The organism is Photorhabdus sp. RM322S (assembly GCF_042879395.1).
In the GTDB taxonomy this organism is placed as follows: Bacteria; Pseudomonadota; Gammaproteobacteria; order Enterobacterales; family Enterobacteriaceae; genus Photorhabdus; species Photorhabdus khanii.
The window spans coordinates 1-16,785 of the sequence record NZ_JBHFKW010000009.1 but is presented as its reverse complement, the minus strand read 5'-3'; the positions used below and the strand labels follow the sequence as shown (position 1 = coordinate 16,785).

Here is a 16,785-nt window from a genome sequence, read left to right as displayed (position 1 = left end):
GATGATAGCGAAGAAGAATTTTAACCATAAGCTTTATCTAGAGATTTTTATTGTGAAAGAGTTGTGGCAATGATGGATTCGAATACTAAACCTCACTTTACCGGGACCCGGAAAAAAACGTATGCATTGCTGATAAATGCTGCACTGGAACTTTTTGAGCAGAGAGCGATACCTTCGGTTTCCGAATTGGCACTGTATGCTGGTGTTTCCAGAGCAACGGCGTACCGCTATTTTCCGACCCAAAGTGATTTAATTGACGCAATTGTTGGTGCCAGCCTTGGGCCGATTCTCACCTGGAAGCCTTCCGGTGAAAAAACTGAAGAGCGGATTATTGAGCTATTGGATTTTGCCTATCCCCGTATGTTTCAACATGAAGGCGCATTGCGGGCGGCTCTGTTGGTTTCCTTACAGCAATGGGCTCAGGGGAGTGATTTGTCTGCGCATAAACAGGAGAAGAAACTGGTACGCGGGCATCGTAAGGAGGTCCTTGCAACGGTTGTTGAACCATTAAAAGGGCATTTCCCACCGGAGACTTTGGAAAATGTCATTCGTTCTTTTTCCCTGATTTATGGCTCTGAAGTCTTTCTGGTAATGAAAGATATTTGGAATATGGATAACGAGAAGGTTATTGAAATCACTAAATGGATGGCAAAAGCCATTATTAATCAGGCGTATAGAGATTTTGAGTTATAGTTGTTTCAGATAAGCCATTTAATAACTCAGTGTTAATTGGCGAATTTCACAGGGCGGATATTTTGCATAGATTTCATATAACTTATGATTATTCTTATGCAAAATATTCCTATTAAATACTTTAAAATCTAACAAATCGATTATCAATATAACTATTTCTGGTTGATCATGATGGAAGTCATAATTAATCATTTAATTACACCTATATTTTTGTTTTTCTGACTAATCAGAACCTTACGGCTAAAAATAATATTTTGAAAAATAGGACAAGTATGAAAACACAGTTTAATTACAATGTGTTATTTTTAATTTAACCTTTAAATACAATCAGTTAGGTTAATTTAAATGGTTTTCGATATTATATTTAATCCCGTAAAATGTTGCATTAAATTAATATGTGTGAGAACTTATTTACCAGCCGACCCCTGGTGGTTTTTAAATATCATTAAATGTGTCACAGCATATTAGATTGCTATAAATAGACGTTAATTTTTCTCTTCGTTTATTTCATCTTGTTCGGTTATTTAATCAGGCTTGGTGTGGTTTAACGTAAATTTGACACTTTCATTGGAATTTCAAGTTGAAAGTGCGCTGCCTGGGCTGCACGGATCAAAAGCTAACTCGACCAGTTTCTGGCCGAAGTGACCTCAGGTTTGCTGGTGGTTTACAATATTAATCATAATAAAACAAATATTAACATTTTGTTAAAGTTAAAAAATAAATATATGTAATAATTAAACTAAAATAACAATTTATTAAACCGAATATATTTATTTGTTTTAAAATAATTTAATGAAAAAAACAGCATCAAAATCAAAAAATATTTCAATTTAAATTGACAATCTACATATTTAACATTAATAAGTTACGATGATTTTTTAATTTATTATGTTATTGAATTTTTTTAATTTTAATCTTGATCTTGATAAGGTTTATCCTAAAAAACCAGGGGGGCGGTAGCATGGTAAATAACTATACGCAACACAACATCACCAAATGAAAAAGGAGATTTCAACTGTTTACCAGACGATTTTAGAAAAGAAAAGTATAACGAGTAGTAAACAAAAGAAATAGTTTTAATAAGGACGTAAATCGGATTTTTTACAGAATAAGGAAATTATAAAGGCAGGAAAAGTTTATTCTGAAAACTGCAAAAACTTTGGCAATCATTTTTCTCTGCCGGAGTCTTTTCTGATCACGATCGAACAGATCGCCCAATTAGGATTAAATTCCTTTAAGTAATCTATTATTTGTAACAGTTATTCAGAGGTTACATTATATCAGACAGAAATATTATCAGCTATTTTTCAACTAGACTTAATCACAAATATTGAATTTGAATTATAGTTTACAATCACTTTTTAATTTTATTTATATTTAAAGGTAAAAACATGTCAGATGAATATTTAAGTGCTCTTGATGGGAGTGAAAGGGAGTTGTTTTATTCTTTGGTGAAAAATAAAGAGGGGCAACAAGTTATTCATAAGAAATTTGAAGCAGAGATATTCCCATTATCATTTTCGCAAAATAGATTATGGATGATTAGTCAGCTTGAAGAAGGGGGAGGCGCTTATCATATACCCATTATATATAAAATAACGGGGGCGTTAGATATTGATCTATTTGAGGAAGCAATAAATTTTATCTTCAAGCGGCATGATTCTCTGCGTTCTACGTTTGTTTTAAACGATGGGGTACCTAATGTGCGTCTTTTGCCTGTGGATACCCATGTGCCGCTGGTTGTTAGCGACTTGCGCAATTCAACCCTGCGAGATGAGGATATTTTAAGAATTATCGATAAGATAATTAATTTGGACTTTGATCTGAGTCTCGGCCCTTTAATTCGTCCTGAATTGCTCCATATCGATGAAAATAAATATATATTCATTTTAGATCAACACCATATTATTACTGATGGTTGGTCTATCGCCATTTTTCTCAAAGAAATGGAACATGTTTATAATAAGCTTATTAATAAGCAGTTAATTTCACTGGAACCTTTGCCATTGCAGTATTCAGACTATGCTGTTTGGCAGCGGGAGAGTATTACAGAAGAGAAGTTATCTACACAATTAGACTATTGGAAAGCACAGCTTGTTGATCTACCACCATTATTAGCGTTGCCAACGGATAGACCAAGAGCAAAACAGAAATCGTCAGAAGGAGAGATTGTTTCGATTACAATTGACAGTAATACGACAAAAAAACTTGAACAAATTAGCCAACAGCAAGGCGTTACGCTTTTTATGATGTTGATGTCTGTTTGGGGGATCGTCCTCAGCCGGCTTTCAGGGCAAAACAGTATTGTGATTGGGATCCCTTCGGCTAACCGGGGAATGGCTGAAGTTGAGAAGATGATAGGTTTTTTTGTCAACACGTTACCTATACGGATTGATGTTAACAATGATACTCAAATTACAGATTTATTCTTACAGGTGAAAGATAAAATCATTACGGCTCAGGATAATCAGGATGTGCCGTTTGAACGTATTGTTGAAGCGGTTAATCCACAGCGTAGTTCTGCCTATACGCCTGTTTTTCAGGTTATGTTTTCCTGGGAGTCACATAATGGAGAGCCTGTTTCTTTTGCTGATGTTGTTTTGGAACCGATACAGCCTGATAACGTTAAGTCCAAATTTGATTTGGAATTTGCGTTGCAGAAAAAGGACAACACGCTTGTTGGTGCAATTAATTACGCTACAGACTTATTTGATAAAGAGACCATAGAGCGACATTTAGGCTATTACTTAATGGCGCTTGAATCCATAGCGAATAACGTATCGCAATGTATTAAAGATATCGATATCTTGCCTATTGCAGAGCGTGAGCTGCTTTTGAATCATTGGAACTCAACCCGTAGTGACTTTCCAACTGAGTGTTTGATTCATGAAACATTTGAGCGGCAGGTGATCAAGACTCCGAATGCGCCGGCACTGGTGTTTAACCAGCAGATAATCTGTTATGACGAACTGAATCGTAAAGCGAACCGATTGGCACATCGTCTTATCGATCTTGGTGTTGTACCTGATAGCCGGGTCGTAATTTGTGTAAGCAGAACGCCTAATATGGTCATTGGCTTATTGGCGATTTTAAAAGCTGGCGGCGCTTACGTTCCCCTTGATCCGGCGTATCCGAAGGAGCGATTAGGTTATATCCTTAAAGATACTGAACCAGTGCTGATCCTGCACGATGAAATAGGAAAGCAGGCACTGGAAGATGTTTTAGTCGGATATCAGTGTGTAGATTTGAACAAAGCGTCATTTGGTGATTGTTTAGAGGTCAACCCGCACGTTCTTGGGATGAATTCGCGTCATCTTGCCTATGTTATTTATACCTCGGGTTCTACCGGTAACCCCAAAGGTGTTCAGAACGAACATCGTGGCGTCATAAACCGACTGCATTGGATGCAGCAAACCTATTTATTGACACAAAATGATGTCGTATTACAAAAGACAACGTTTAGTTTTGACGTTTCGGTGTGGGAGTTTTTCTGGGGGTTTATGGTTGGGGCGAGTATGGTGCTGGCAACTGAACATCAGCAAAAAAATCTTTCGCAGCTAGCCGATATTATCCGTCAAAATGGGGTAACGACGCTGCATTTTGTTCCTTCTGTATTCAATGCCTTCTTAAAACAGCCTAACCTTTCTGGTTGTGTAACGTTAAAACATCTGTTCTGTAGTGGCGAAGTATTACATCCCAGTACGGTTAAACAATGTCAGGCTTTGTTGCCCTGGACCAGGTTATATAACTTATATGGCCCAACAGAGGCTGCAATCGATGTGACCTACTGGCATTGTCCTGAAAATTTTAACGGCCAAACCGTTCCGATCGGAAAACCGATTGCGAATACGCGTATTTATTTGTTGGACGACCGTCAACAACCTGTACCGTTAGGTGGCGTGGGTGAGCTGTATATTGGTGGGGTGGGGGTGGCCCGCGGTTATTTAAATCGCCCTGATTTGACAGAACAACGTTTTGTTGCTGACCCTTTTAGTAACCAACCCAACGCCAGAATGTACCGAACTGGCGATCTGGCTCGTTATCACTATGACGGTAATTATGACGGTAATATCGAATATATTGGTCGTAATGATCACCAGGTAAAAATCCGTGGTTTTCGTATTGAGCTGGGTGAAATTGAAGCCCATCTTGAATCGCATCCTGCGGTGCAGGAATCGGTTGTGATTGCTTGTGAAGGTGCAGGAGGAGACAAACGTTTAGTTGCTTATCTGGTGCTGACAGCTGAATTGAATGCCGATGATGCAGCGGTAGTTTTACGCCAGTATCTGCTGTCTGGTTTGCCGGAGTACATGGTTCCTGTTGCTTTTGTGGCATTAGCTCACTTTCCATTGACACCAAACGGTAAGCTTGATCGTCGAGCATTGCCGGCACCGGATGCTTTGGCTTACCAACATCAGCGTTATGAAGCACCTGAGAATGATATGGAAATGTTACTGGCCGAAATTTGGGGGGAGCTGCTTGGAACGGATAAAATTGGTCGGCATGATAACTTTTTTGCTTTGGGTGGTCACTCTTTGCTGGTCATACAACTTATGGGCTTACTCAGAAAACACGCTTATACGGTGTCGGCTGGTGCTCTATTTTCTACGCCAAGATTGTTTGAACAGGCAGCGCTCATTAAGAAGAATGATAATTTACCCGTGATCCCGGCGAACCAAATTACCGGGGATATCGAATGCATTACACCAGAAATGCTGCCACTGGCTGAAATAAATCAGTCTGACATTGATAGGCTTATCAACCAGATAACGGGAGGGCTCCAGAACGTTCAGGATATTTATGGACTTTCGCCGTTGCAGGATGGAATTATGTTTCATCACTTGTTGGAAAATCAGGGTGATTCATATCAAGTGATATTCCGTCTGGCATTTAACGATCGGGCGGGTTTGGATGCTTATATTGATGCGCTGCAACAAGTCATCAATCGTCACGATATTTTGCGAACGGCTTTCTTTAGTGAAGGGTTATCCGGTGGCCCAGTACAGATTGTGTTAAAGAAGGCGTTATTGCCGGTCAATGAAATAACACTCTCAACCGATAAATCTAAACCGTTTATCGAACAGTTAGCTGCGCATCATACGCTGTCAGATCATCGTCTGACGCTTTCCGATGCACCATTACTGCGTTTATTCGTGGCACAGGAACCGGGCAGTGAACGCTGGCTGGCGCTGGAAGTTATGCACCATCTCATCGGCGACCATACCACTTTGGACGTTATGCATCATGAGATAGGGTACATTTTATCAGGCCGTGCAGAACAACTTCTCCCTGCGGTGCCTTACCGTAATCTCATTGCTTATGCGCGTAGGGCTAACCAGCATAAAACCTATGAATCTTATTTTCGGCGTATGTTGGCGGATATAGATGAACCTACAGCACCGTTTGGTCTTTATAACGTCGTGCAGGCGAATAGTCAGATTGATGAGTATCATCTTGCGCTTTCCGAAGAATGTAATACTGAGCTGCGTGGGTTGGCACGTCGTTATGGCGTTAGCTTGGCAAGCCTGATTCATTTAGGTTGGGGAGTGGTATTGGCGAAAAGCAGTGGGCGAACCAACGTGGTGACCGGGACGGTAATGTTTGGGCGTTTAAACGGTGAGAGTGGCGCTGAACAAGGAATGGGGCTGTTTATCAATACGTTGCCGCTGCGGTTGGACATTGACAATAGCAGTGTGGTGAAAGCGTTAGAACAAACCCACCAGCGTTTGTCGGAATTACTTAACTATGAACATACTCCTCTGGCCGCTGCCCAGCGATGCAGTAGTGTAGCAGCGCCGGCACCACTGTTTACGGCCTTGCTCAATTATCGCCATAACCGGGCAATCAACACCGAAGATACCGCGTCTGAAGGATGGAAGAATATTGAAATGCTGGAAGGTGGAGAGGAGAAGTGTAATTATCCTGTCGGGCTTTCCGTTGATGATGATGGTCAGAGTTTGGCATTGACTGCTCAAGTGATAGCGCCGCTTTCGGCTTCTCGTTTATGTGGTTATTTACAGCAATCTTTAGCACAGTTAGCGTGGGCGTTGAAGGAGCAGCCGGATAAGCCGGTTTGTCTGATCGATGTGTTACCGCCTGCGGAACAGACGTTATTGCTGGAGACGTGGAATCCGCCGGTGACCAATGATTATCGCAAATGTGGTATTCATTTCCTGTTTGAACAGCAAGCCGCTGCGGTGCCGGATGCTGTCGCTCTTGCTTTTAAAGATCGGGTCATCACTTATGAAGAACTGAATCGCCGGGCAAACAGGCTGGCACATCAACTCGTTGCCCGAGGCGTCAAGGCTGATAGCCGGATAGCGATTTGCGCTGACAGAAATCCGCAAATGGTGATGGGTTTATTAGCTATTTTGAAAGCAGGTGGAGCGTATGTTCCCCTTGATCCTGATTATCCACAGGATCGACTCAATTTTATCGTTAAGGATGCGGCTCCAGTACTGATACTGCACGATAAAGTCGGTAAAAGCGCGTTACAGTGGCTGGAACATGGATTGCCAATGCAGTCGCTTGATGATCATGCAGAAACCACCGAATTAGAACATAACCCTCAGATTGCTTCATTTTTGCCGCATCATCTGGCTTATGTTATTTACACTTCGGGCTCGACCGGACGGCCTAAAGGCGTCATGGTTGAACATTCGTCTATAGTGCCAAAGTTGCTGACGTTGAGTCACACGTTGGGTATCAACCGGGCCAGTCATATCCTACAGTTTTGTCATTTTTCGTTTGATGTATCCGTTTCTGAGCTGTTTTGTCCGTTAATCAGTGGTGCGACGCTTCACCTGATTGATAACGAGTCGCGTCAGAATGTGACACAATTTTGGGCGTTGTGTAAGCAACAGGGAATTACTCATATGTCGTTGCCGTTTCAGTATTGGAATAGTCTTACTGAGATCGGGTTCCCTGATCATAACTCAAGCTTATTATCTATTTGTATTGGTGGTGAAAAAATTCCGGCTGATGCCATCAACAGGTGGATGGAGAGTCGTGCCGGCAGTATTAAATTGGTTAACTGTTATGGGCCGACTGAAACGACGATTACAGCAACATTATATTGCCCTGAGCGACACGATAAATATATCGACAGTATTGGCAGGCCCCTTGATGATACCCGTATCTATCTGTTAGACAAATATCAGCGACCAGTGCCATTGGGGGCGATCGGGGAAATCTATATTGGTGGAAACGGCGTCAGCCGGGGATATCTAAACCAGCCACAAATGACGGCTGAACATTTTATGGCAGATCCTTTCAGCTCTCAACCGGGGGCCCGCATGTATAAGAGTGGTGATTTAGCCCGTTATTATCCGGATGGTGGTATAGAGTATATTGGGCGTAATGATCACCAGGTAAAAATACGTGGCTTTAGGATCGAGTTAGGTGAAATCGAACAACTGTTAACTTCACATCCCGTTGTTTATGAAACTGCTGTTATTGCCCGTCGTGATATTGATGATATTCCTCGACTTGTCGCTTATCTTACGCTTAAGCAAGGAGAAGAAATACCACAACTTGCCGAAATATTGCGTCAATATTTGTCTGCATCATTACCGGATTATATGGTTCCATCGGCGTTTGTCGTCCTGGCGCATTTACCATTGACACCGAATGGTAAATTAGACCGTCAAGCGTTGCCGATACCCATTGATACTGATTATGAACAACAAGTTTACGCGGCACCGCAAAACGAATTAGAAGAAATATTGGCTGAAATATGGAGTGCACTGCTTAATATAGAAAGAATTGGACGTAATGATGATTTCTTTGTACTGGGTGGTCATTCCTTAAGTATGGTAAAACTGATATCTATTTTACAAAGTGAAATTGGATATAAAATTCCAATGAGTAATTTATTTAAATATTCCACGCTGAAAAGCATGTCTGAATATCTATATCGGTTGTCAATTGTTCATGGTGGTGAATAAGTTTTAATTATTAATTCATCGCACTCTTTAATTTGAAAAATAAATTATCCATTGGGTAAATGGATATTTATTACTATGTCAATTATGTTCTATAAGTAAGGTGTTTAATATTATGCAGAATGACGGAGTGAAGAAATTTAAACTTGGTGCGCTATTGAAAAAAGTACAGCAAGATCGCATTGAACTTTACGATGATAAAACCGATTTCAATATTGAACGTAATGAAATAAATATAATAAATAAAACAAATGTGGTCACTAATATTCCCTTGAGTTTTGTTCAAAAAAGGTTGTGGTTACTTTATGAAATGGATAAGCATTCAGTCGCTTACCATGTACCTTCAATCTATAAATTTGGTGGTAATCTGAACGTTGATGTTTTTAGGCGATCACTTGACGAACTTATTAAAAGGCATGATTCGCTACGATCTTACTTTAAGGTAGAAAAAGGTGTTCCGTTTGTTAACCTGTTAAATGAGAATATCTGTTTTCCTCTGGCGTTTACAGATCTAAGCCATGAAGAAAACAGACAGATGTTAGTAGAGGGAATTATTGAGAGGACGATATCAGAGTCATTTGATTTTACACAAGGGCCTTTAATCAGGACTCATCTTATTAAAGAGTCTGATGAGAATTTTCTATTTATATTAAACCAGCACCATATTATTACAGACGGCTGGTCTATCGGTATCTTCTTCAACGAACTTAGTATTCTTTATGATGATCTTATTCACCATAAAGAAATTTCACTGGCTCCGGTAGAATTACAGTATACAGATTATGCAATTTGGCAAAACCGTTATTTGACTGATGAACGATTATCAAGCCAACTGGAATATTGGCAGTCTCAACTTGCTGATATTCCTCCATTATTGACTTTACCTACTCACTCAGACCGGCCGGAGAAGCCTTCACAGCAGGGGGAAACACTTTCTTTTACTCTCGATAAGCACTTGAGCGAAGAATTATTGCAGCTTGGTCAGCGGCAGGGAATGACATTATTTATGATCATGATGGCTGCCTGGTCGGTTGTTCTTCATCGTCTTTCTGGTTTGGATAGTATTGTTATTGGCACGCCTTCCGCTAATCGGGGAATGAGTGAAGTTGAGAAAATGATCGGCTTTTTTGTCAATTCTTTGCCAGTCCGTATTGATTTCAGTCAGGAAATGACGATAGGCACGCTTTTGCAGCAAGTGAAGGCTCGCATTATTAGTGCGCAGGATAATCAGGATGTTCCTTTCGATCGTATCGTAGAATTGATTAATCCTGAACGGAGCTTGTCTTTTTCACCATTATTTCAAGTACTGTTTTCCTGGCAGGAGTTTGACGAAGGCAAAATTACTTTTAGTGATATTGATGTCGTCGCGTGTGAAGATCGCGCTGAAAGCATCAAGTTTGATATGGAACTGTTTTTATTTCATCAGGCTGGTAGCATCAGCGGCGGCGTCAATTATGCTGTTGATCTTTTTGATAAGGGGATAATTGCCAGACATCTTGATTATTATTATGCGGTACTTAAGGCGATTACGCAGGATAGTCAGCAATATATCGAAAATATCAATCTTCTTTCCGATAAAGAACGCAATCTATTGTTAAACGAATGGAATCATGTGGTGAGCCATTCGCATGAACAGACTATTCATTCTTTATTTGAACAGCGTGTTGCTATTGAACCGGATGCAACCGCTTTAGTATTTAATGACACAACGTTAACCTATGCGGAATTAAATGATAGAGCTAATAAGCTGGCTTATATTCTGATTTCTCAGGGTATAAGGCCGGATGATCGGGTAGCGATTTGCGCTGACAGAAGTCCGGAAATGGTGGCAGGTTTGTTGGCGGTTTTGAAAGCGGGAGGGGCTTATGTCCCTTTGGAGCCGGAATCTCCCCAGGAACGGCTGGATTGTATTATCCAGGATGCGGCCCCGCGATGGGTGTTACATGACGATGCAGGCGCAAAAGCGCTGACATTAACTTGTGGGCGAGAGTTGCCCATGCTGGATCTGTGTCATTTTCCCGCAATACAAACGCCAACGAAAAACCCGGATATCAGCTTATTGACCCCACGCCATCTGGCCTATGTTATCTACACTTCTGGATCGACCGGGCAACCTAAAGGGGTGATGGTTGAGCATGTCTCTGCGGCGCAAAAATTGCTGACACTAGGAAAAGCATTAGCCATTAATCACTCCAGCAGCGTGCTGCAATTCTGTAATTTCTCATTTGATGTGTCTGTATCAGAGTTCTTTGGTCCGTTGATTGCTGGTGGCACACTTCACCTGATTGATAATCAGAATAGACGTGATTTGACACAATTCTGGCAGGAGTGTGAAAAATACGCTATTACCCATGTTTCACTGCCATTTCAATTTTGGAGAAAGCTGATTGAAACAGGATTTCCTCAAGAACACTCAAGTTTGCAGTGTGTCTGTATCGGCGGAGAGAAAGTTTCAGCCAGTGCGATCAAAGCCTGGCTGAGTAGCCGTGCCAGCCGGATAAAACTGGTCAACTGCTATGGGCCGACGGAAACAACAATTACAGCAACATTACACTTTCCCAAATCACAGGATAGACATATTGACTGTATTGGCAGGCCGCTTGCTGATACGCGTATTTATTTACTGGATAAACAGGAACGTCCAGTGCCTTTCGGGGTGATAGGAGAACTGTATATTGGTGGTAGTGGTGTTAGCCGGGGATATTTGAACCAGCCTGAGATGACAGCGGCAGGTTTTATGCCTGATCCTTTTAATCCGCAGCCAGGTGCCAGGATGTTTAAAAGTGGTGATTTGGCGCGTTACTGTCAGGATGGGGGTATTGAATACATTGGGCGTAACGATTATCAGGTAAAAGTACGGGGTTTTCGGATTGAATTGGGGGAGATTGAACATCGGCTGGTTACCCATCCGGCTATTCGTGAAGCGGCAGTTGTTACGCTTGAAAATGATAATATCCCTCGTTTAATTGCCTATATTACGCTTAAATCTCCTGAAGAAAGGGGGCCGATAGCGGGACTGATGCGCAATTACCTGTCAGCGACGTTACCTGATTATATGCTGCCGTCGGCGTTTGTGGTGCTGGAGAATTTGCCTCTGACGTCGAATGGCAAGTTGGATCGCCATGCATTACCCGCGCCAGCAGATACGGACTATGAACATCAAACGTATGAAGAACCGATCAATGATACCGAGCGCATGCTGGCAACGATTTGGAGCCAGTTGCTAAAAATACAGAATATTGGCCGGCACGATAACTTTTTCACGCTGGGCGGGCATTCCCTGTTGGTTGTGCAACTCATGAGCATGTTGAAGCAGCGGCACTATACTATCAATGCAGGCGATCTCTTTTTAACGCCGGTCTTGTTCCAGCAAGCTGCATTACTCAGGAAAGCGCAGCAGATATCCATCCCTCCGAATCAGATCGGGCCAGAGACCACGCATATCACACCGGAATTGTTGCCGTTAGTTCAGGTGACTCAAGCTGATATCGACACGGTTGTTTCTCTGGTGGATAACGGAATTAACAATATTCAGGATATCTATTCACTCTCTCCATTGCAGGATGGAATTCTATTTCATCATCTCTTAGCTAAACAGGGTGATCCTTATCAGGTCATCTTTAAAATGGAATTCAGTGATCGTCAGCGCCTGACCGCATATTTACAAGCAATTCAGCAGGTTGTCGATCGGCATGATATTTTACGTACCGGCTTTTTTTGGGAAAATTTAACGTGCGGGTCATTGCAGGTAGTACAAAGGACGGCGATTTTGTCGGTGACAGAAGTGACGCTTGATCCTGATGGTACTGAACCTTACATTGACCAATTAGCTGAACATTATGATTTGAACCGGCATCGAATGGATTTATCCCAACCGCCGCTGTTACGTTTTTTTATTGCTCGAGATCCCAAAAGCCAACGTTGGTTTGCATTGGAAATTTTGCACCATTTAATTGGTGACCATACGACGCTGGCGGTAATGCATAAGGAAATTAGCCTTATCTTGTCAGGAAAGACCGAAGCACTGCCTCCGGTTATCCCTTTTCGCCATTTTATTGCTTATGTCAATCAGGCTAATGCAGAAAAAGCTTATCAGCCCTATTTTCAGCGTATGCTCGGTGATATTGATGAGCCGACAGCGCCATTCAATATCTATGATGAAAAAGGCGATATGGGAAAAGTTAATGAAGATCGTATTGCCCTATCTGAAGAGGTGAACCAGCAGTTACGCAATCAAGCGCGTCAATTAGGTGTCAGTCTGGCCTGTTTATGTCATTTAGCTTGGGGAGTCGTATTAGCTAAATGCAGTGCACGGGAGGCCGTAGTCACGGGGACCGTTTTATTTGGTCGTCTGTTTGGTGAAGATGGGAATGGACAGGGAATGGGGCTGTTTATTAACACGCTTCCCCTGCGTTTGGATATTGATGATATGACCGTCATTGATGCGGTTTACCGAACTCATGAACGGTTATCTGAGTTACTTTCCTATGAACATACGCCGTTATTAGAAGCCCAGCGTTGCAGTGGTGTCAGTGCATCAACACCACTATTCACGGCGTTGTTGAATTATCGCAATAATCGAAGTGACAGCGAGTTGGATGCTCAATCTTTACAGGGAATTGATATTATCGATGGTGAGGATAAAACTAATTACCCCATTATTCTTTCCATTGATGATGATGGCGATACGCTGGCGCTAACGGCACAAACAGTGAATTCTCTCAGTGCACAGAGAATTTGTCGCTATATGCAGCAGGCATTGACTCAGCTTGCCTTATGGTTAAACAGGGAACCTGCACGAGCAGTAAATACGCTGGATATTTTACCTCATGCAGAACGCCAGTTTCTGTTGGAAACACAAAATGTGACCTGTTTTGATAATGATTACGATGGCTGCGTACATCACTTATTTGAGCAACAGGCTGTTAAAACACCACAGGCGATCGCGGTTGTCTATAACGATGAGCGGTTGACTTACGCTGAATTAAATCAACAGGCTAATCGACTGGCCCATTATTTAATTGCACAGGGTGTGAAGCCAGAAGAGCGGATCGCGATTTGCGTTGATCGCAATGTAACAATGGTGATTGGTCTATTGGCGATATTAAAAGCCGGAGCAGGCTATATCCCTCTCGATCCGACTTATCCGCAAGAACGCTTACATTATATTCTTCATGATGTAGAACCGGTTTTGGTGCTATACGATGCACTGGGCAAAGAGGTTTTGGGGGAAGCTATTGATGGTGTCGTGGCAGGTCTGGCGATCAACAGTCCGGCTATTGCAGACATGGCGGAGAGTAATCCGGTTTTGGCTGCGTTAACATCACAAAATCTGGCCTATGTGATTTACACGTCAGGATCAACTGGGCAGCCGAAAGGTGTCATGGTACACCATCAGGTCTTGAGTAATCTGGTGCAGTGGCAGCACCGACGCTATCAGAAAGTGAAATCCTCATCGCAATTTGCGGCTCAGGGATTTGATGTCTCTTTACAGGAAGTCCTGACTGCACTTTCTTTTGGTTTGACGTTAGTCATGATCCCCTCTGAGATAAAACTAAATATCAAAACGCTGTTTGATTATTTAAATAAACATGCTGTTGAACGTGTTTATTTACCGGCTGGTTTTCTCAGCACATTTATTGATGCGCAGATCTCAATCCCAAGCCTAAAAGAATTGATTGCTTCTGGCGAACAGCTAATCATTTCGCCGGAAATCAAATCATTTGTTTTGCAGCACCAATGTTATTTATACAACCAATATGGACCTTCAGAAACACATGTTGCGACAGATTATCGATTGGCTGGGACTTTGACACATTGGCGTCATACACCGCCAATTGGCAGGCCGATAGACAATATGCGGGTCTACCTGCTTGATATACAGGGGCAGCCCGTGCCGCTGGGTGCGGTGGGTGAGTTATATCTCGGTGGAACGGGTGTCGCCCGTGGTTATCTGAACAGGCCGGATCTGACCGCAGAACGTTTCCTGGATGACCCATTCTCAGCGATCCCGGGTGCTCGCATGTATCGGACAGGCGACCTTGCCCGTTATCTGCCTGATGGTAACCTGGTTTATGTTGGGCGCAATGATCAGCAAGTGAAAATTCGTGGGTTTCGTATAGAGCCGGGAGAGATAGAAGCCTGTTTGATGGGATATCCTTCGGTTCGGGAGTCACTGGTTATCCTCCTCGGTGAAGGAGAGGATAAACACCTGGTGGCCTATGTGGTCGTGGAGGCTGAGGAAGAGCTTGCTCAACACTTGCGTCTGTATCTGTCAGCCCGATTACCCGAATATATGATACCGTCAGCGTTTGTCAGGTTGGATGCTTTCCCGTTGACCCGGAACGGCAAGTTGGATCGCCGGGCGCTGCCGGCTCCTGAGCAGACTGCCCTGACTCATAAGGTTTATGAGGCGCCACAGGGGGAAATCGAGTGCACATTGGCCGCTATCTGGCGTGAGTTACTGGGGGTAGAACAGATAAGCCGGCATGATAACTTCTTTGTGCTGGGAGGCCATTCATTACTTGCAGTCAGAATGTTGAATCGTGCCAATGCGCTGGGCATGGAATTACCATTAGCCTCATTATTTTCAGCGCCTTCTTTGGCTATGTTTGCTGAACTCTTTAGAAAACAACAGCAACCGACAGAAGGGATATTACCACCGATTAAGCCGGTTAAGCGAAGCGGCGTATTACCACTCTCATTTGCCCAACAGCGGTTATGGTTTCTGGCTCAACTTGAAGGAGGCAGCGGAGCTTACCATATTCCTCTGGCTTTGCGTTTACAGGGAAATATTGATGTTGAGGCTGTACAGTGGGCTTTAGATACTTTGTTTGCCCGGCATGAAAGTTTGCGTACTGTATTCGTCAGTGTTGGGGGGGAGCCGCAGGTTCAGATTCTGTCGCCGGATAGGGGTTTTCTTCTGCACCTGCATGATTTGCGGGGGGTAAAAGATACTGCAACTAAAATAACACATTTCATTGATGAAGAAGCCCATGCACCGTTTGATCTATGCCATGGCCCGCTTATTCGGGGCCGGTTAATCCTTGAGCATCAGAAAGAAAGTGTCCTTTTACTGACTCAGCATCACATTGTGTCGGATGGTTGGTCGTATGGGATATTGCTGCGGGAATTTAGCGTACTTTACACGGCTTTCTTACAGAGGGAACCTGATCCACTGCCATTATTGAATATTCAGTATCCGGACTATGCGGTTTGGCAGCGTGAATGGCTCTCGGTTGAACGTGGAAAACAACTGTCAGACTACTGGCGCAGTGAGCTGTCAGAGGTTCCTGCATTATTGGATTTACCAACGGACAGGGAACGTACTGTTGAGCAGTCATTTACCGGGAATATGGTTCCGATCAATTTGGACAGGGAACTGACTCAAGCGTTAAAACACCTGAGTGTAGAGCATGGATGCACATTATTTATGACACTATTGGCGGCATGGGGCGCAGTTCTCTCTCGTTTGTCAGGACAAGAGGCTTTGATTATTGGCACGCCGAGTGCGAACCGGTCCCGGCTGGAAACTGAGTCATTGATAGGTTTCTTTGTCAATATGTTGCCATTACATATAGATTTAACAGGTTCCCCAAGTTTCTCTGAGTTACTGAATCGGGTGCGGTGTACTGTGCTGGCGGCGCAGGATAATCAAATGCTGCCGTTTGAACAAATTGTAGAGGTGGTGCAACCCGTAAGAAGTCTGGCGCATACCCCGTTGTTTCAAGTTATGTTTGTCTTACAGAACAATGAGAGTGCGGAATTGCATCTTCCTGGTATCGCTATTTCTCCGATGGAGCAAGTGCATGATACTGCCAAATTCGATATTGAATTGGCTTTATCCGAGGAGGATGGTCGGATTGTTGGCGGTATGGGATATGCAACAGCATTGTTTGATCGCACAACAATAGAGCGGCATACCGGGTATTTGCAGACAATGCTGAAAGCGATGGTAGCAGAGCACGATCAACGGGTAGATGAAGTGGATCTTCTGACATCAGAGGAGCGCAGGTTGCAGCTGGAAACGTGGAATGCAACGGAGCACACCTATCCGGAACAGTTATGTATTCATCAGTTATTTGAACAGCAAGTGCAAAGGACACCGAATGCGACAGCACTTGTGTGTGGGGCTGAGACACTGAGCTAT

3 protein-coding genes are annotated in these 16,785 nt (G+C 43.0%); all 3 read left to right on the top strand.

Annotation, left to right across the window (positions count from 1 at the left end; genetic code table 11):
* Nucleotides 1-69 precede the first annotated feature (69 nt).
* Nucleotides 70-693: a TetR/AcrR family transcriptional regulator gene (locus ACGF63_RS07495; RefSeq protein WP_036849697.1), complete on the top strand. Its 624-nt coding sequence runs from the start codon at nt 70-72 to the stop codon at nt 691-693.
* 1,391 nt (nt 694-2,084) lie between these two features.
* Nucleotides 2,085-8,639 carry an amino acid adenylation domain-containing protein gene (locus ACGF63_RS07490; protein ID WP_387629849.1) on the top strand — a complete coding sequence of 2,185 codons (6,555 nt, stop codon included), beginning with the start codon at nt 2,085-2,087 and terminating at the stop codon, nt 8,637-8,639.
* 112 nt (nt 8,640-8,751) lie between these two features.
* A partial coding sequence (locus tag ACGF63_RS07485; protein ID WP_387629847.1) for an amino acid adenylation domain-containing protein occupies nt 8,752-16,785 on the top strand: 8,034 nt, incomplete at its 3' end.

Bases quoted from the DNA above. Each gene is read 5' to 3' on its own strand.
- ACGF63_RS07495 (WP_036849697.1), top strand. From the start codon at position 70: ATGATGGATTCGAATACTAAACCTCACTTTACCGGGACCCGGAAAAAA.
- ACGF63_RS07490 (WP_387629849.1), top strand. From the start codon at position 2,085: ATGTCAGATGAATATTTAAGTGCTCTTGATGGGAGTGAAAGGGAGTTG.